The sequence below is a fragment of the Herbaspirillum aquaticum genome (assembly GCF_002213425.1).
GTDB classification, from domain to species: Bacteria; Pseudomonadota; Gammaproteobacteria; order Burkholderiales; family Burkholderiaceae_D; genus Herbaspirillum; species Herbaspirillum aquaticum.
Window position 1 is genome coordinate 33,686 of sequence record NZ_NJGV01000018.1, and the last position, 18,723, is coordinate 52,408.

The following is an 18,723-nucleotide window of genomic DNA, read 5'->3' on the forward strand; positions in this document are numbered from 1 at the left end:
GAAATCAAACTGAAAATCAAGCGAAAAGTGTTCAGCGCTCGAACGCAATATGGCCGGACACGATGGTCGCCTTGACCACGCCCGGCAGCTCATACCCCAGGAACGGGGTGTGCTTGCCCTGGCTGGCCAATGCCGAACCCTGCACCTTCCACAAGGTGTTGGGATCGAACAGGCACAGGTCGGCCACGCTGCCCACGGCCAGGTTGCCGGCCTTCAGGCCCGCCACCTTGGCGGCGCGGTGCGTCACCTTGGAGATCGCCTTGGACAGCACTTCCTTGCCCTCGCCTTCCGTCTCCAGCGCCCACTTCAGCGACAGCGACAGCAGCAGTTCCAGCCCGGTAGCACCCGGCGAGGCTTCGCCGAAGGGCAGCAGCTTCTCGTCGTCATCGACCGGGGTATGGTCCGAGCAGACGGCGTCGATGGTGCCATCGAGCAAGGCCGTGCGGATCGCTTCACGGTCACGCTGCGAGCGCAGCGGCGGCGTCATGCGCGCATTGGAATCGAAGAAGCCGATGTCCAGGTCACACAGGTGGATGTGGTGCACACCCACGTCGCAGGTCACCGGCAGGCCTTCGCTCTTGGCCTGGCGCACCAGTTCCAGCCCGGCGGCAGAGGACATGCGGCACAGGTGGACGCGGGCACCGGTGGCGCGCATCAGTTCAAACAGGGTGTAAAGCGCAATGGTCTCCGACATCACCGGCACGCCCGACAAACCCAGGCGCGAAGCGGCCGGGCCGCTGTGGGCGATGCCGGTGCGGCCCAGGTGCGGGTCCTGCGGGCGCAGCCAGACGGTGTAGTTGAAGGTCTTGGCGTATTGCAGGGCCGACAGCAGCACGGTGGTATCGGTAATCGGCTCTTCGGCTTGCGAGAAGCCGATGCAGCCCGCTTCGGTCAGCTCGGCCATTTCGGTCAGGGCTTTGCCCTTCAAGCCTGCGGTGAGCGCGCCCAGCGGATAGACGTGGGCCTGGTTCAGCGAACGGGCGCGGTGCTTGAGCATTTCCACCAGGCCGGGCTCGTCCAGCACCGGGTCGGTATCGGGCGGGCAGACCAGGCTGGTCACGCCGCCCTGGATGGCGGCCTGCATTTCGGACTCCAGCGTGGCCTTGTATTCGTAGCCGGGCTCGCGCAGGCGGGCCGACAGGTCCACCAGGCCGGGGGCCACGATCAGTCCGGTGGCGTCGATGGTCTTGTTGGCCACGAAGTCGGCCGGAGCCTGGCCGACACCGACGATCTTGCCGGCGGCCACATACACATCCTGCTGGGCATCGATGCCGTTGGCCGGGTCGATCAGGCGGCCGTTCTTGATATGCAGTTTCATCAGTTCTTGTCTTCTTAACGGATCGTTCAAAACGTCGCGGTGATGGTCGTCGTCACCCGGGTTCAATTGCCAGCCACGATGCTCATGACCGCCATGCGCACGGCGATGCCGAAGGTCACCTGCGGCAGGATCACGGCTTGCGCGCCATCGGCCACGGCCGAGTCGATCTCCACGCCGCGGTTCATCGGGCCAGGATGCATGACGATGGCATCCGGCTTGGCCAGGGCCAGGCGTTCCGGGGTCAGGCCGTAGCTCTTGAAGAACTCTTGCGCCGAGGGCAGCAAGGCACCGCTCATGCGCTCGTTCTGCAGGCGCAGCATGATGATGACGTCCACATCCTTCAAGCCCTCTTCCATGTTGTGGAAGACGCGTACGCCCATCTGCTCCAGCCCGCTGGGCAGCAAGGTACGCGGACCGATGGCGCGCACTTCCGGCACGCCCAGGGTGGTCAGCGCGTGAATATCCGAGCGCGCCACGCGGCTGTGCAGGATGTCGCCCACGATGGCCACGCGCAGGTTGGTGAAATCCTTCTTGTAGTGGCGGATGGTGTACATGTCCAAGAGACCCTGGGTCGGGTGCGCGTGGCGGCCGTCACCGGCGTTGACCACGTGGACGTGCGACTGCTTGGTATCGATCAGGTGCTTGGCGATCAGGAAAGGGGCCCCCGATTGCGCATGGCGCACCACGAACATGTCGGCGTGCATGGCCGCCAGGTTGTCGATGGTGTCCAGGAGCGACTCGCCCTTGCTGGTGCTGGAAGCCTGGATGTTGAGGTTGATCACGTCCGCCGAGAGACGCTTGGAGGCGATCTCGAAGGTGGTGCGGGTGCGCGTGGAATTCTCGAAGAACAGGTTGAAGACGCTCTTGCCGCGCATCAGCGGCACCTTCTTGACTTCGCGGTCGCCGATGCTGACGAAGGACGACGCGGTATCGAGGATGTGCGTCAAGATCGAGCGCGGCAGGCCCTCGATGGTCAGCAGGTGTTGCAGTTCACCGTTTTTGTTGAGTTGGGGATTAAGCATGGACCACCGTAAGGGAGAAGCGGCCGTCGTCGGCGCGTTGCAGTTGCAGGTTTTCTTGTTTGCTGAGTTCGACCGAGGCCGCCACGAAATCAGCGGCAACGGGCAGCTCGCGGCCACCGCGATCCACCAGGGCCGCCAGCAGCACGCGCGCCGGACGGCCGTAGTCGAACAGTTCGTTGATGGCGGCCCGCGTGGTGCGGCCGGTGTAGAGCACGTCATCGACCAGCACGATGGTGGCCCCCTCGACATCGAAGGGAACCTGGCTGGGCTTCACGTCAGCACGCAGGCCCTTCTCGGAAAAGTCGTCACGGTAGAAGGACACGTCGACAAAGCCCAGGCGCTCGGCCAGGCCCAGTTCGCTGGCCAGGCGTTCGGCCAGCCAGGCGCCGCCCGAGTGGATGCCCACCAGCGCAACCTCGGTTGCGCCCTGCAGGCCGGCTTTGATCTGCTGCACCAGGGTCTGGTACAGCGCTTCTGCATCAAGCTGGGAAGGTGTTGTGCTCATGAATGTGCGTCGTCAAAGTATTGCTGCAAAATGATGGCGGCCGCCTGGTCGTCGATCTGTTCGCCGCGCTGGTGCTGGATGACCGCCGAACTGTAGCGTTCATCCACCAGCGTGACCTCAATCCCGTAGCGGCCGTGCAACTGGTTGGCAAAGCGGCGGCAGCGCACGCTCATCTCGTGCTCGGCACCGTCCGGATGCAGGGGCAGGCCGACCACGCAGCGTGCTGGTTGCCACTCCGCGATCAGGCGCGCAATGGCTGCGAACTTGCCGTCATTGGTCGCTTCGCTGATCACCGCCAGCGGCTGCGCCTGCTTCAGGCCCGTATTGCCCACGGCCACGCCGATGCGCTTCAAGCCAAAGTCGAAGGCCAGGATGGTATCCAAACGTCCCCGCTCCCTCAGGCCCGGCCGGCGTCGCCGGAGAGCATCACCGGATCGATGCCCAAGAGGGCCAGTGCCGCCGTGAAGCGTTGCTCCACCGGCAACTCAAAAATGATGGCCGGATCAGCCTTGACGGTGAGCCAGCCATTGCGGCCGATCTCGCCTTCCAGCTGGCCCGGGCTCCAGCCCGAGCAACCCAGCGTGACCAGCACGCGCTCGGGGCCATCGCCGTGGGCCACCGCTTCGAGCACGTCCTTGGAGGTCGTCAGCGCGACATCATCGGTGACCTGCAGGGTCGAGGAATATTTTTCCGAGCTCGAATGCAGCACGAAGCCCCGCTCCACCTGCACCGGGCCGCCGAACATGACCGGGCGGCGATATAGCTCGGGCATGGCATCGGGGGTGTCGGGCTGGATCTCGAGCTTGAGGTTGATGCGGTCAAACAGCACATCCATGGTCATGTCGGTGGGCTTGTTGATGACCACGCCCAGCGCGCCGTTGTGGTTGTGCTCGCAGAGATAGACCACGGTGCCGCCGAAGATCGGGTCCAGCATGGACGGCATGGCGATGAGGAAATGATTGGTCAGGTCCAGTTCCAGCGGGGGACGGACCTCGTCAGCGGCATCCCCGCCCTCGGCCTGGCCGCCGGCATCGGAGGCGGCAGCGTGGCGTACAGGGGCGTCGGAATGGAATGGGTCGAAAGCGCCAAAGGAATCCACGGATTCGTCGAAATCCTCGGCTGAGAAACTGAAGGGAGAATTGCGTCTCTTGATCATCCCGGCATTTTAGCAGTTTTGGCCGGGATCCCATGTGGCTCGTGGGGCAGCGCGCGCAAAGCCGGCCGCATGCAGCCGGCTTTGCAGCCATCAATTGCCCTCAAGCATCTTTTTCACGGCCTGCCTCGCCTGCGCACCGAGTTCGGCCAGATCCACGCCGGGGATGGCGTCATCGCGAACCACGGCACGGCCCCCGACCCACATTGCCTTCAGGAAAGGCCGGCCACCCGAGGCCACGGGGCCGATGGCCGGATCATGCAGGCCGAAGTAGCGCGGATCGTCCAGCCGGTACAAGGCGATGTCAGCTTGCTGACCCACCTGCAATCCCTGCAGTCCATCCAGGCCAAGCACCCGGGCGCCACCGGTACTGCCCCAGCGCACCACATCCTCCACCGTCGCTTCATCGGCACCGCCTTCGAAGGCCCCGCCCCGGAATGTGGGGGTGGCTTCCTGACCGCGCCGGGCGCGCTGCATCAGCCAGGCGGCGTGCGTTTCCGAGATCATGTCGGCGGCCTCGTTGGAGGCCGCGCCGTCAACACCGATGGATACCGGCACGCCCGCCGCCTCCAGTGCCCGGATCGGGGCGATGCCACTGCCCAGGCGACCGTTGCTTTGCGGGCAATGGGCGATGCCCGTTCCGGTACTTCCCAGCAAGGCAATTTCCTCTGCATCGAGCTTGACCAGGTGGGCAAACCACACGTCCGGCCCCAGCCAGCCGATGCGCTCGCAGAACTCCACAGGCCGGCATCCATGCATGGCATGCGCGCTGTCCTGGTAGCCGACCGTCTCCGAGAGATGGCTGTGCAGCCGCAAACCCAGCTCCCGCGCGGCATCGGCAATGGTGCGCATTTCCTCCGGGGCGGCCGAATAGAGGGGCGTGGTCGGTGCCATCACCACGCGCCGCATCGAAGCGGGCGCGGGATCATGGAAGCGCTTGGCCAGGCGCTGCATGTCGCGCAGGAAAGCATCGAGCGTCTCCGGCCGCAGCGCACTGGGCAACTCCGCCTCCAGCTGCCGCGTGCGGGTGGCGGTGCCCCGGCACAGCACGAAGCGCAGGCCCAGCTTTTCCGCTTCCTCGAACAGGATCTCCGAGGTATCGAAAGGCATGCCGGGGTAATACAGGTAGTTGTGATCGGCAATCGTGCCGCAGCCCGAGCGCATCAGTTCGACCATGCCGATGCGCGCAGCCAGGCGGAACAACCCGGCATCGAACTTGGCGCGATAGCGATAAGGCGTGGCCGCCAGCCAGGGCGTGAGCGTGGCATTGATGCCCAGCGGGTCACCCTTCAGCAGCGACTGGAACAGGTGATGATGGGTATTGACCCAGGCCGGATAGGCCACGCAATCGCCGGCATCGATCACGCTTTCACCGGGCAGTGCGTCGAGCTTTCCGATGGCGGCAATCACGCCGTCGGCCACGCGGATGTCAGGACCGGCGTGGCGCGCGGCCTCGCCGGGCAGGCCGGTGAGGATGGCCTGCAAGTTGCGGATCAAAAAAGTGTTCATGGCGTGTCGGCTCCGTGGAAGGTCGTCATCATGCCATCTCGCTCTCATGCCATCCGGCCAGCATGGCGCGCGAGAGCGCACTCATCAGCCAGAACAGCAGGATGCCGGTCAACGTGATGAGCAGCAGGGCCGCAAACAGACGTGGAATGTTGAGCTGGAAACCCGCCTGCAGGATCTGGTAGGCCAGCCCCGATCCGGTGCCACCGGTGCCGGCCACGAACTCGGCCACCACCGCCCCGATCAGCGCCAGCCCGCTTGAAATACGCAGGCCACCGAAGAAATACGGCAAGGCGCTGGGGATGCGCAGGCGGCGCAAGGTCTGCCAGCGCGTGGCCTTGTTGAGCCGGAACAGGTTGAGCAGGCCCGGATTGACGCTGCGCAGTCCCAGGGTGGTGTTGGAGATGATGGGAAAGAGCGCCATGATGGTCGCGCATACGGTCAGCGCAGCCGTGGTGTCCTTGACCCAGATGATGATGAGCGGGGCGATGGCGACGATGGGCGTGACCTGCAGGATGATCGCGTAAGGAAACAGACTGACCTCGATGAAGCGGCTCTGCACGAACACGAAGGCAATGGCCACCCCCAGGATCACCGCCAGCACGAAGGCCAGGAAAGTGATCTTCAGCGTCACCAGCAGCGACTCCATCAGCATGCCCCAATCAGCCACCAGGGTCTTGGCGATCAGCGCGGGCGTGGGCACCAGGTAAGGCGGCACCTCCAGCAGGGTGCAGACGATCTGCCACATCAGCAGCAAGGCGATGCCAATGGACAGGGGCGCTACCACGCGCCAGAACCCGGGACGATTGACCAGCGGATCAGTGTTGGGCTTCATGGCCGTCTCCTTGCTGGTTGGCCAGCGTGAGGTAATCGGAAAGCGTTTTGCAGTACTGCATGAAGGGGGCCGAAATACGGAAAGCTTCATCACGCGGACCGTCCACCTCGATGGCCACATCGGCAATCACCCGCCCGGGGCGGGCTGCCATCACGATCACGCGCGAGGAAAGGAACACCGCTTCATAGATGCTGTGGGTGACGAAGACCACGGTCAGGTCCTGCTTGCTCCAGATGTCGCGCAGGTCGGCGTCGAGCTTGTTGCGGGTGAATTCATCGAGGGCACCGAAGGGCTCGTCCATCAGCAGCAGATTGGGCGAGGTGGCCAGCGCACGGGCAATGGAGGCACGCATCTGCATGCCGCCCGAGAGTTCGCGCGGTAGCACCTTGTGGAATTTTTCCAGGCCCACCAGTTTCAAGGCCTCGGCCACCCGCGCATCGGCCTGCGCGCGCGGTACGTGGCGCAGCTCCAGCGGCAGCCTGGCGTTCTGCTCCACCGTGGCCCACGGCATCAGGGTGGCCTCCTGGAACACCATGGCCAGCGTCCGTTCGGGCGTACCGACCGTGGCCAGGTTGCCGCCCCACCAGCGGATGTGGCCGTGGGACGGTTCTTCCAGCCCGGCGAACATCTTCAGCAAGGTGCTCTTGCCGCAGCCCGAGGGCCCCAGCAGCGAGACGAACTCGCCGCGCCCGATATCGAGCCTGACCTCATCGAGCGCGCGCGTGCCGTTGCGATAGGTTTTCTCCACCCGCTGTGCCGACAGCACCGGCGGCATATCAGCCACAGCGGCCCCAGCGGCCGCCCTCTCCTGCTCCCATGCCGCGGCCTGCGACATGGCGAATTCGTCTCTGTCCATGGGATCTCCTGGCGGGTTCATGCAGCGGGGTGGATGCGGAACACTTCGGATTCGCCGTGCTCTTCCAGCAATTGCAGCAGCATGCGGCGCATGATGAGGCCGGGCCGGTCCGAGGCCATGTGGAATTCCTGGCGCCGGCGCACGTCGATGCAGGCGTCAGGGTCGGTGGCTTCGAGGATCTCGCGGTCTTCCACCAGGATCGGCGCATCCCAGGCGATCAGCTCGGCTTCGGAACACTGCTCCTCGGTATCGTTGCGATAGAGCCATTGCGACAGCATGATGGCGCCATCATCGATGGGCGTGGCGCAGTTGTAGATGATGTGATGGCGGCCGCTCTCCGGATAGGTGCAGCCGAAGCGACGCACGAAGGGCAGGTACCAGCGGTTGAACATGTGGCGTACCGTGGTATCGGCGGTGCTGCCGGTGACGCGATGGCTGGCCGGGACGTTCTTGATGGGCACCCGGGTTTCGGCTTCGAAACCGTAGTCGGTTTCCTCGATCTCGTATTTCTCCGGCTTGGGCTGGTCGTACAGGCCGAAGGTGGCGCGATGCACGTAGCTGAAGTGGGAGTTGTCGAAGGAGTTTTCCATCATGCGCAGGGCACTGGTTTCCCAGCGTTCGTAGAACTGGAAGATGCGGCGATAACCGGGCGCACCGTCCTCGGGAAACTCCGGGATATCGCGCAGCGGTTCTTCCAGCGCCACCCACACGTAACCGTAGCGCTCCTTGCAGAAATACGACTTCACGCAGGCGCCGGAGGGCACGCTGCCGTCCACGCTCTGCGGCACGCGCACGCAGGCGCCCTCGCCGTTGAAGGTCCAGCCGTGATAGCCGCAGACGATGTTGCCGTTCTCCACGAAGCCCTTGGACAACCTGGCCGTGCGATGGCAGCAGCGATCCTGCAGGGCGGCGGGCGAGCCATCCTCCTTGAACCAGACCACCAGCTTCTCACCCAGGAGCGTAAAGGGCTGCGGACCGTCCTTCAACTGCGTGACGGGCATGAGCGCGTACCAGAACTTGCGCAGGACTTTTTGTTGAGTTACCAGCATGAGGTTGCTCCTTCTGCTTGGACTGCGAACGCCATGGTCCGCAGTGCTCCGGCCGGCGTGCCAACATGGTCGCCTTCGCCGAAATACGTTGGCTTCAAGGTGTCATGCGGCAGCTCAGGCCGCCGCCACTGCCCCGAAGGTCTGTTTCACTTTCATTTCCAGGTAGTCACCGATGGTGCAGGGTGCGTAGCGCGCAGGGCGTTCATCACTGCAGCAACTGGGCAGGCAGGCCACCACGGCGGCCTGGTCGCCATCCTGGAAGAACGGCAACGAATAGCGCGGCGCGCTGCCCGCATTGAGCACGCGATGCGCATTGCTGTGATACAGGTCATTGCTCCAGCGCTGCAGCAGGTCGCCGATGTTGACCACGAAACTTTCGGCGATGGGCGGCGCGCTCACCCACTGGCCATCGGCATTGCAGATTTCCAGTCCGCCGATGTCGTCCTGCGCGAGGATGGTGACCAGTCCCCAATCGGTATGGGCCCCGGCACCGATCTGGTTGGGCCGGGCACCGTCGGGCTGCGGCGGGTAGTGCAGCATGCGCTGGGTGGCGATGGGTGCCTGCAGCACCGGTTCGAAGAAATCCTCGGGCATCTCCAGCGACAGCGCGATGACGCCCAGCAGGCGATGCGACAGTGCGCGCACGGCCTCGTAATACAAACGTGAGTGCGCCTCGAAGCCCGGCAGGTCCTGCGGCCAGAGGTTGTGGCCATAACGCAGCAGCCCGCGTTGCACATACGGGTGATCGGGCGCGATGTCGAAGCCGAACTGGAAGCCCTCCTTCAGGTCAGCGGGCGAGCCTTCATCGAGGGCCTGTGCGCCCATGCGTTCGTATCCGTAGCCGGAGGGCGAGCGGCGCATGTCGATGGCCGATTTGCTGGCCTGGGGCAAGGCAAAGAAACGCCGCGCCCAGTCGAACTGCTGCTCCACCAGCGCAGGCGCAACACCGTGATTGACGAGGTAGAAGAACCCCACGTCGCGCGAGATCTTGTGGATCTCCCAGGCCAGCGCCTCGCGGCGGGCCCGTTCGGGCGAGAATGCATCGGCAAAATCGATCACCGGAATGCGGCGCGCGGTCATGGGTACTGTGTAGGGGATCATGGCGTCCTCACGCTAAACGGATCGCTGCTGCGGGCGGCACAAGGCAGCAGCGACCAGCGGATCACAACATCAGGGCATGACCTTCATGTCCTTGACGAACTGGGTGGTGTAGGCCTTGTGGTAATCGGTGCCCGCCTTGAGCAGGCCGGTGGCGACCATGACGTCATAGGTCTGCTTCCAGCGCTCATCGGTCATCACGCCAATGCCCAGCTTGGCCGCATCCCCACCGGTGACGACCTTGAGTTCCTTGAGCTTGCCCAGCGCATAGGCCAGCTGCTCATCGCCCATGTTCTTGTTGTCGGCCTTGATGAGGGCATTGGCCGGTGCCGGATCTTCCAGGTAGCTCTTCCAGCCTTCGGCGGTGGCCTTGACGAAGCGCTGCACCAGGTCAGGCTTGGTGGCGACCGTCTTCTGCAGGGTGACGATGGTGGTGCCATAGGGCGGGTAGCCGTCGCTGGCGAAGAGGAAGAACTTGCTCTTCACGCCGGCCTTGTCGGCCTGGAACAGTTCGGAGGAGGGATAAGCCTGCTGCGCAATATTGGGATCGGCAAAGAAGGGCTGCAGGTTGAAGGTGTAGGCCTTGGACTGCGCATCGGTGTATCCGTATTTGGATTTCAACCACGGCCACCAGCTTGACTGGCCCGATCCCGCGACCAGGATGGTCTTGTTCTTGAGGCCGCCCAGGCTGCTGACATCGTCATGCGTCATCATGCCCTGCAGGTCGGATTGGAAAGAGGTACCGACGGTCACCAGCGGCAGCCCCTGCTCGATGCCTTTCATCACCGCGAAGTCATAGCCCATGCTGAAGTCAGCCTGCCCCGCCACCAGGATCTGCATGTTGTTGACCTGCGGGCCACCCATCTTGATGGTCACGTCCATCCCATATTTTTTATAGATACCCTTGGCCACTGCCTGGTAGAAGCCGCCGTGCTCGGCCTGCGCATACCAGTTCGACAGCAGCGTGACCTTGTCCTCGGCGTGGGCCAGACCCGTCACCGACAGGGCAGCCGCGCCCAGCCACAGCGCGGCCAGCTGCCGCAGGAATGTCCGCTTTTGCATCGATTGCTTCTTCATAGCCTTCCTCTCCAGGTGGGTTGAACTTGCTTTGCGTACTAACCAATTACAGATCCAGGACCAGTCGCGTGCCGGCACAGCGCGATACGCAAGGCAGGATGCGGCGTCCGCCCGCGCGTTCGGCGTCGGATAGCACGCTGTCACGATGCAGGGGCTGGCCTTCCAGCACGGTGCTCTCGCAACTGCCGCAGAAACCTTCGCCGCAGGAGGTGCCAATGACCACGCCCACTTGCGCGGCGGCAGCGACGATGCTCTGGCCGGGCTGTACCTCACAGCGCAGGCCGGAACGCTGCAGGACCAGTTCGAACACGCGCTCTTCGGCATGAGCCTGCGCAGCGGATGGCGTTTCGGCAGTCGCCATCACAGGCGCAGCGAACAATTCGAAATGAATGTCCTCTTCGCGCCAGCCCGCCAGTTGCGCATGCCGCCGCGCGGCCTCGATGAAAGGTGCAGGTCCGCACACATAGAGCGGCGACGAAGACGGCACGGCGGCAAGTGCCGCTGCAATGGCACGCCCGGTCTCGATACCGTCCAGCCCCAGGTGCAGCGACATGCCCTGCGAACAGGCGGCCAGCTCATGGAAAAATGCAGCGTGGGCAAGGCTGCGCGCGAAGTAATGCAGGCGATGACGCCTGCCCTGCGCCGCCATCTCGGCGGCCATCGCATGCAGCGGGGTGATGCCGATGCCGGCGGCCAGCAGCAGCGGCGCGCGCGTGTCGGCGACGAAGGGGAAGGCATTGACGGGAGGCGATGCGCTGATCGAATCGCCCTCCTGTACCTGTTCATGCAGGAAGGCGGAACCACCGCGCGAATCGCTCTCGCGCTTGACGGCAATCACGTAGCAGTCGCGCTGCTGCGGTGTATTGCAGAGGGAATAGGCACGCACCAGACCGTCCTGCAAATGCAGGCGCAGGTGGGCGCCCGGGGTCCAGGGCGGCAATGCGGCGTGGTCTTGCGCCACCAGTTCAAAGAGACGAATCCCTTCGGCCGCATGGCGCACGGCTCTTACCCGCAACCGCAGCGTGTTGGCGGCACTGCCGTTGAATCGATCGGTGACGGCGTTCATCGCCCACCTCGAATGCCATTGCCGAAAAGGGAATTATTTGGACGACATGTTGCGAAAAACGGCAACGCAGAATGAGAGGGCGCTCGGGCAATGTGCATGGTCTCGTGTCCTGTCAAAAGAGAGGGACCATCGGAAGGCTCCGATGGCGTCACGAGCAATGCCCCGCGAGAAGGTAAGTGTCTTGGTTACCGACTGCTAGCCGCTTCTACTCAATCGCTTCTTTAGCAAACGGCGTGCCAAGGCCGGCAGCGTCGTAAACCCATGTGTTCTTTCTGCGATTCAATGAAAAAGGGACGGAAAACTCCGTCCCTTTGCCTGCGCGCTGCACATCTTGGTGCGCCCTGCCTTGATCTGCATCAGAAGCGCACCAACAAGAAGCTCGTCGATTTATTGCATCAGCATCAGGCCACGCCGTGCTGCTTGAAGAAGGCCACGACCTTGCCCCATGCATCCTTGGCATCCGCCTCCACATAGCTGGGACGGTAGTCGGCGTTGAAGGCATGGCCCGAATTCATGTACACATGGAATTCGGATTTGTTGCCCGCCTTCTGCAGGGCTTCCTTCATCTGCTCCACGGTGGAGACCGGGATGCCCTGGTCCTTGCCGCCGTAGAGGCCGATGACCGGGGTCTTCAGCGTGGGCGCGATATCGATGGGCTGCTGCGGGAACAGCGCAGTCTTGTCGCCTACCAGGCGGCCGTACCACGCGGCCCCGGCCTTGACCTGGGGGTTGTGGGCGCTGTAGAGCCATACGATGCGGCCGCCCCAGCAGAAACCGTTGATGCCCAGGCGCTTGATGTCGCCGCCGTTCTCGCCGGCCCACTTTACATAGGCATCGATGTCGCCCATCACCTGCGCATCGGGCACCTTGGAAATGATTTCCTTCTGCAGCTCGGCGATGGAGGTATAGGCCATGGGATTGCCCTGGCGCACGAAGAAGTCCGGTGCGATGGCCAGGTAGCCCAGCTTGGCGAAGCGGCGCGCGATGTCGGCGATGTGCTCATGCACGCCGAAGATCTCGGAGACCACGATGATGACCGGCAGGCCGGTCTTGCCCTCGGGCTGGGCGCGATAGGCCGGCACACGCTGGCCGTTGACCTCGATGGAGACCTCGCCTGCCGTCAGGCCCTGGGTATCGGTCTTGATCATGGTCTGCGCGCACACCGGCAGCACGGCGGCGGCAAAGCCGGTGCCCAGGGCGGTCTTGAGGAAGGTGCGGCGATCAGCGTTGCCGGACAGGTTGCTCTGGCCCAGCAGGCTGTTGAAATCATTGCGAAGGTCGTTCATCGGGTTCTCCATCTTGGTGGCACTTGGCCTCGTTGTGGTGGAAGTGATGGTGATGCGGGGAAGCGCCAACATGAAAAAGCGGTCCTTGCAGACCGCTTTCATGGCACCGGATAGGCTGGCATGTTGCGCACGCCGGCTTCATCCCCTGCCGGAGTCTAACCGCAATCGGCAGAACGTGTTGCGCGCGGCTTGACCAGGTTTTGACCCTGCTTCAGCCCTGCACCGCCAGTCCCGCATGGCCGCCCGGCAGCTCCGGCGCACCGGGCGTGACGTCGATGACGCGCTCAGCCGAAGCGGCCTGTGCATAAGTTGCAGAAGTGGACGAAGTCACGCGCGCCTGTTCCGCATCGATGCGGAACACGCTCACCAGTTGCTGCAATCCGGCCGCCTGTTCCTGCAGCTGGCGGGCCGCCGCCGCCGCCTGTTCGACCAGCGCGGCGTTCTGCTGGGTCATGTCGTCGATCTGGATGATGGCCTCGTTGACCTGCTCGATGCCGCTGCTCTGCTCGCGGTTGGCGTGGGTGATCTCGGTCATCACGTCGGTGACGCGGCGAATGCTGGTGACGATCTCGGTCATGGTGCTGCCGGCCTGCTCGACCAGCTTGCTGCCGTTTTCCACCTTGCCGACGGAGTCACCGATGAGCACCTTGATTTCCTTGGCGGCCGAGGCCGAGCGCTGCGCCAGCGATCGCACTTCGGAAGCGACCACGGCAAAGCCGCGCCCTTGCTCGCCCGCACGCGCCGCTTCCACCGCCGCATTGAGTGCGAGGATATTGGTCTGGAAGGCGATGCCATCGATCACGCTGACGATGTCGGCCACCTTCTGCGAGGAGGCATTGATGGACTGCATGGTCTCCACCACCTGCGAGACGATGCTGCCGCCCTGTACCGCCACGTCGGAGGCCGCCAGGGCCAGGTCGTTGGCCTGGTGCGCATTCTCGGCATTCTGCTTGACGGTGGAATTGAGCTGCTCCATGGAGGAGGCGGTTTCTTCCAGGGCGCCGGCCTGCTGCTCGGTGCGACTGGAAAGGTCGAGGTTGCCGCGTGCGATTTCGGTGGAAGCAGTGGTGATGGTCTCGGAACCGCGCCGCACTTCCGACACGATCGCCGCCAGCTTGTCGCGCATCACGCGCATGGCGGCCAGCAGGCTGTCATTGTCACCGGCGCGGGTATCGATCACGACGGCCAGGTCGCCTTCGGCAATCTGGCCGGCGATCTGCACGGCGTAATCCGGCTCGCCACCCAGCTTGCGCAGCAGTTGGCGGGTGATCCAGATCGCTGCCAGGATCGCGGTGACCACGCCGATGGCGCTGATGATGAGCATCAGCAGGCGCGCGCGAGCATAGGCGGCGGCGCTGCTGTCAGCGGCTTCGCGGTTGAGCTTGTCCTCCAGCGCGGCCAGCGCCTTGAGTTCGACCTGCCAGGATTTCTGCACCGGCAGGTATTGCTCCTTCAGGAATTGCGCCAGTTCATAGGCCTCGCGGCGCTTGCCGAATTCGACGGCCTCGTTGATGAGCTTCTCGGCGGCAGCGGCCTGCGCCTGGATCTTGGGCAGGGCCGCCTTTTCTTCCTCGGTGGTGTCGGCGGAGTCGGCAAAGAGCTGTTGCAGCTTCTGCGCGGCCACTTTGTATTTCTGGGTCTGGCCCTCGATGTATTGCGCTTCGATATCCACGTCTTCGGGCGCGGCGGGCAGCATGAGGTTGCGCAGCGAGATGGAGCGCTCGCCCACCGTTTCCAGCATCTCCTTGACCAGTGCGCTCTCGGGATTCTTGACCTCCACCACATGGGTGAAGCGTCCCTGCACCTGGTGCATGTTGAAGATGCCAAAGCCGGTCACCAGCACCAGCAGCAAGACCACCCACGCAAACCCGAGCCCCAGGCGCGTACCTACCTTCATTCCTGACTTCATGACGTCTCCTCCCATGTGTTCATCGGAGGCCGGACGGAAAGACGGAGATGACGACGGCCACGAACCGCATGCGGTCATGGCCGGTAATGAATGTGCTTGTCCCCTGCCTTCCTGCCTCAGCCTCGGTTGCCCGGACCCCGTCCGGTACCACCCAGGGCGTCATCCCGTCTTTGTTCGTCTGCGGTTGCGACGCCGGTCTGCTTGTCTTGTCATTCAGGTGCTGGCTTGGTAGACGGTGCTGACACCTGCTGACCACACGGGTCGCGTCACGGCATCAGCTTGCCTTCCTGCCAATCTTGCTTTTTACCTAATCATTCACCCCCCTCGCTGACGCGCGGCGGAAAGCCGCATGTTCCGGGAGGGGGTGTGAAGATTAATGCGCTTCGTCCCAATTCTTACCGATTCCGACCTCGGCAAGCAAGGGAACTTTCAGCTCCGCAACATTTTTCATCAATTCCGGCAGCTTTTCGCGTACTACGTCAAGCTCATCCTGGGGCACTTCGAGTACTAGTTCATCGTGGACCTGCATGATCATGCGGCTCTTCATGCCGGTCGACTCCAGCCAGTCCTGCACGGCGATCATGGCCAGCTTGATGAGATCGGCCGCGGTGCCCTGCATGGGCGCATTGATCGCCGCGCGCTCGGCGCCTTGCCGGCGCGGGCCGTTGGGCGAGTTGATCTCGGGCAGCCACAGGCGGCGGCCGAAGACGGTTTCCACGTAGCCGCGCGCCTTGGCCTGCAGGCGCGTTTCATCCATGTAGCGCTTCACGCCCGAGAAACGCATGAAGTACTTGTCGATGTACATCTGCGCGGCGGAACGTTCGATACCCAGGTTGCCGGCCAGGCCAAAAGCGCTCATGCCGTAGATCAGGCCGAAGTTGATGACCTTGGCATAGCGGCGCTGCTCGGACTCGACCTGCTCGGGGGCGATGCCGAAGATTTCGGCGGCGGTCGCCTTGTGGATGTCTTCGTTGTTGGCGAAGGCCTTCAGCATGTTCTCGTCTTCGGAGATGTGCGCCATGATGCGCAATTCGATCTGCGAATAGTCGGCCGAGACGATCACGCAGCCTTCGGGTGCGACGAAGGCTTCGCGGATGCGGCGGCCTTCGGGCGTGCGGATCGGGATGTTCTGCAGGTTCGGCTCGTTGGAGGACAGGCGCCCGGTGACCGCCACCGCCTGTGCATAGTTGGTATGCACGCGGCCGGTGGCCGGGTTGATCATCCTGGGCAGCTTGTCGGTATAGGTGGACTTGAGCTTGGCCAGGCCGCGATAGTCCAGCAGCACCTTGGGCAGCGGATAATCCTCGGCCAGTTTCTGCAGCACTTCCTCATCGGTGGACGGTGCGCCCGAGGCCGTCTTCTTGACCACTGGCAGCTCCAGCTTGCCGAACAGGATCTCGCCCAGCTGCTTGGGCGAATTCAGGTTGAAGGGTTGGCCGGCCAGGTCGTAGGCCTGCTGTTCGATTTCCAGCATGCGTTTGCCAAGATCGTGCGATTGCTGGCCCAGGCGCTCGCTGTCGATCAGCACGCCATTGCGTTCGATCTTCTGCAGCACCACCGAGGTGGGCACTTCGATCTTCTCGTAGATGAAGCGCAGCTTGTCATCATGCTCGATCTGCGGCCACATGGCGTGATGCAGGGCCAGCGTGACTTCGGCATCTTCGGCAGCGTATTCGGTGGCGCGTTCAATGGCCACTTCATTGAAACCGATCTGGGAGGCGCCCTTGCCGCAGACTTCGGCATAGGTGATGGTCTTGCGCTCCAGGTGGCGCGCAGCCAGGCTGTCCATGTCGTGCGGACGATGCGATTCGAAGACGTAGGATTCCAGCAGCGTGTCGTGCTTCACGCCCGCCAGGCGCACGCCGTAGTTGGCGAAGATGTGGCTGTCATATTTCAGGTGCTGGCCGAGCTTGGGCTTGCTGGCGTCTTCCAGCCAGGGCTTCAGTTTGGCCAGCACGTGGTCGCGCGACAATTGTGCGGGGGCATCCTGATAGCTGTGCGCCACCGGAATATAGGCAGCACGGCCCGGCGCGCAGCACAGCGAGATGCCGACCAGCTCGGCCTGCATCGCGTCCAGCGAGGTGGTCTCGGTATCGACGGCGGTCAGCTCGGCGGCGTTGATGGCAGCGATCCACTGATCCAGCTGCGCATCGGTAAGCACGGTCTCGTACTCGACCTTGGGCGCGGCGGCAAAGAGGCCACCCTGGGCCGGCGTTTCCAGTGCCGCAGCGGCACTGGCACCAACCAGCGGTGCCTTGGCGCCAGCGGGCTCGCTGCCCTCGCCCAGCTCGCGCAGCCAGGTGCGGAAGTTGTAGCGAGTGAAAAGATCCTTGAGCACTTCCTTGTCCACCGGCTGCATGGTCAGCGATTCAAGGATGGACTTCATGTGCGCCGACAGGTCGCAATCGGTCTTGACCGTCACCAGTACGCGGCCTTGTGGCAGCCAGTCCAGGGCTTTGCGCAGGTTCTCGCCAACCACGCCGGTGATCTTGTCGGCATTGGCCATGACGCCATCGAGCGAGCCATAGGCGGAGAGCCACTTCACGGCCGTCTTGGGGCCGCACTTCTCGACGCCGGGCACGTTGTCGACGGTGTCGCCGATGAGGCTCAGGTAATCGACTATGCGCTCGGGCGGCACGCCGAATTTTGCGGTCACGCCGGCAATGTCGAGAACTTCATTGCTCATCGTGTTGACCAAGGTAACGTGTTCGTTGACCAATTGGGCCATGTCCTTGTCGCCGGTGGAAACGATGGTATCGAGTCCGGCGGCGGTGGCTTGGACCGAGAGCGTACCGATGACGTCATCGGCCTCGATGCCCTCGACCATCAGGATCGGCCAGCCCAGTGCGCGTACCGCGGCGTGGATCGGTTCGATCTGCAATGCCAGGTCTTCCGGCATGGATTTGCGGGTAGCCTTGTAGTCGGGATAGAGATCATCACGGAAAGTCTTGCCCTTGGCGTCGAACACACAGGCAACGTAACTTGCGGGATAATCGTTGCGCAGTCGGCGCAGCATATTGATGATGCCGTACAGCGCACCGGTGGGCGCGCCTTCCGCGTTACGCATATCGGGCAGTGCATGGAAGGCCCGATAGAGGTAACTGGAACCATCAACTAACAACAAGGTTTTTTGCATATGGAACAGAGAGGAAAAAATGTCCCGCGTCTGCGGGAGGTGGGGGACATCGAACGCGCGACGGCCAAGAAGGCGCGCGAGTCGTGGCATGTACTCACGATTATGGCAGAATTCATCGAATCGACCGAACGTCTCTCCGAGCTGCGTCCTGCCGTTTCCATCTTCGGTTCTGCCCGGATCAAGCCCGACAATCCCCATTATCAACTGTGTGTGGAGATCGCCCGCCTGATCTCCGACGCCGGCTATGCCGTCATCTCCGGCGGCGGCCCCGGCATCATGGAGGCGGCCAACAAGGGCGCCTACGAAGGCGCATCCCCTTCGGTGGGCCTGAACATCGAACTGCCGCACGAACAGCACGGCAATTCCTGGCAGGACATCTCGCTGTCCTTCCGTCATTTCTTTGCGCGCAAGGTGGCCTTCGTCAAATACGCCGATGCGTATGTGGTGCTGCCAGGCGGTTTCGGCACTCTGGATGAGCTGACCGAAGCACTGACCCTCATGCAGACCGGCAAGTCGCGCATGATGCCGGTGATCCTGGTGGGCAGCCAGTTCTGGGCCGGCCTGGTGGACTGGATCAAGACCCGCCTGGTCGACGACGGCATGATCTCGCCCAAGGACGTGAACCTGCTGCAGGTGATCGACGAACCTGCCGACGTGCTGGCAGCGATCCAGAAATTCCACGCCGAGAAGTCCAAGCCTGCGGAAACCCAGCAGGAAGCGGAGCGGCAGAGCGGGATGTACCTGTAATCCGCCCTCAGTCATTGCCCCTGCGAAGGCCGGCGCGCAGCGATGCGTTCCGGCCTTTTCCTTTGTACGCGCCAGACCGCGTCGCGCCGTGGATAGGCGAAGAATAGTTCACTTCCCCTCACCAACGTACGATTTGAAACAACCGCCCAAGAATTCATGA

16 protein-coding genes are annotated in these 18,723 nt (G+C 63.4%); 1 reads left to right on the forward strand and 15 read right to left on the reverse strand.

What is annotated here, in order from left to right:
• Positions 1–31: 31 nt before the first annotated feature.
• The 15 genes from CEJ45_RS16690 to polA all read right to left on the reverse strand — a co-directional run bounded on the left by CEJ45_RS16690 (position 32) and on the right by polA (position 17,816).
• The gene (locus CEJ45_RS16690; protein WP_039789323.1) at positions 32–1,318 is read right to left on the reverse strand and encodes a dihydroorotase; all 1,287 of its coding nucleotides are present in this window, start codon (positions 1,316–1,318) and stop codon (positions 32–34) included.
• 62 nt (positions 1,319–1,380) lie between these two features.
• Positions 1,381–2,340, reverse strand: coding sequence for an aspartate carbamoyltransferase catalytic subunit (locus tag CEJ45_RS16695; RefSeq protein WP_008334861.1), 960 nt, complete (start codon positions 2,338–2,340; stop codon positions 1,381–1,383).
• Positions 2,333–2,845, reverse strand: coding sequence for a bifunctional pyr operon transcriptional regulator/uracil phosphoribosyltransferase PyrR (gene pyrR, locus CEJ45_RS16700; RefSeq protein ID WP_088756178.1), 513 nt, complete (start codon positions 2,843–2,845; stop codon positions 2,333–2,335). The genes CEJ45_RS16695 and pyrR overlap by 8 nt, the downstream gene beginning before the upstream one ends.
• On the reverse strand, positions 2,842–3,228 hold the full coding sequence (ruvX, locus tag CEJ45_RS16705; protein WP_088756179.1) for a Holliday junction resolvase RuvX: 387 nt from the start codon (positions 3,226–3,228) through the stop codon (positions 2,842–2,844). Before ruvX ends, pyrR begins: the two co-directional genes overlap by 4 nt.
• Positions 3,229–3,242: 14 nt before the next feature.
• Positions 3,243–4,001, reverse strand: coding sequence for a YqgE/AlgH family protein (locus CEJ45_RS16710; RefSeq protein WP_187697699.1), 759 nt, complete (start codon positions 3,999–4,001; stop codon positions 3,243–3,245).
• 90 nt (positions 4,002–4,091) lie between these two features.
• Positions 4,092–5,507, reverse strand: a complete 1,416-nt coding sequence (locus CEJ45_RS16715) for an amidohydrolase family protein (protein WP_088756180.1) — start codon at positions 5,505–5,507, stop codon at positions 4,092–4,094.
• Between the two features lie 28 nt (positions 5,508–5,535).
• Positions 5,536–6,339, reverse strand: a complete 804-nt coding sequence (locus CEJ45_RS16720; RefSeq protein WP_088756181.1) for an ABC transporter permease — start codon at positions 6,337–6,339, stop codon at positions 5,536–5,538.
• Positions 6,323–7,195, reverse strand: a complete 873-nt coding sequence (locus tag CEJ45_RS16725) for an ABC transporter ATP-binding protein (protein WP_061790468.1) — start codon at positions 7,193–7,195, stop codon at positions 6,323–6,325. The genes CEJ45_RS16720 and CEJ45_RS16725 overlap by 17 nt, the downstream gene beginning before the upstream one ends.
• A gap of 17 nt (positions 7,196–7,212) precedes the next feature.
• Complete coding sequence (locus tag CEJ45_RS16730) at positions 7,213–8,244, reverse strand: aromatic ring-hydroxylating dioxygenase subunit alpha (protein ID WP_088756182.1); 1,032 nt, start codon at positions 8,242–8,244, stop codon at positions 7,213–7,215.
• 114 nt (positions 8,245–8,358) lie between these two features.
• A complete protein-coding gene (locus tag CEJ45_RS16735; RefSeq protein WP_088756183.1) occupies positions 8,359–9,345 on the reverse strand; it encodes an isopenicillin N synthase family dioxygenase in 987 nt (328 codons plus the stop codon).
• A 69-nt stretch (positions 9,346–9,414) separates the two neighbouring features.
• Positions 9,415–10,404 carry an ABC transporter substrate-binding protein gene (locus CEJ45_RS16740; protein WP_241517364.1) on the reverse strand — a complete coding sequence of 330 codons (990 nt, stop codon included), beginning with the start codon at positions 10,402–10,404 and terminating at the stop codon, positions 9,415–9,417.
• Between the two features lie 61 nt (positions 10,405–10,465).
• Entirely contained in the window at positions 10,466–11,485 is a 1,020-nt protein-coding gene (locus tag CEJ45_RS16745; RefSeq protein ID WP_088756185.1) for a PDR/VanB family oxidoreductase, read from the reverse strand.
• A 401-nt stretch (positions 11,486–11,886) separates the two neighbouring features.
• Entirely contained in the window at positions 11,887–12,771 is an 885-nt protein-coding gene (locus CEJ45_RS16750; protein WP_034330920.1) for a dienelactone hydrolase family protein, read from the reverse strand.
• Between the two features lie 211 nt (positions 12,772–12,982).
• On the reverse strand, positions 12,983–14,680 hold the full coding sequence (locus CEJ45_RS16755) for a methyl-accepting chemotaxis protein (protein ID WP_088756186.1): 1,698 nt from the start codon (positions 14,678–14,680) through the stop codon (positions 12,983–12,985).
• Positions 14,681–15,053: 373 nt separating this feature from the next.
• The gene (gene polA / locus CEJ45_RS16760; protein ID WP_088756187.1) at positions 15,054–17,816 is read right to left on the reverse strand and encodes a DNA polymerase I; all 2,763 of its coding nucleotides are present in this window, start codon (positions 17,814–17,816) and stop codon (positions 15,054–15,056) included.
• Here polA and CEJ45_RS16765 point away from each other — a divergent pair, their 5' ends adjacent.
• A complete protein-coding gene (locus CEJ45_RS16765; protein WP_088756188.1) occupies positions 17,817–18,563 on the forward strand; it encodes an LOG family protein in 747 nt (248 codons plus the stop codon).
• Positions 18,564–18,723: the final 160 nt, after the last annotated feature.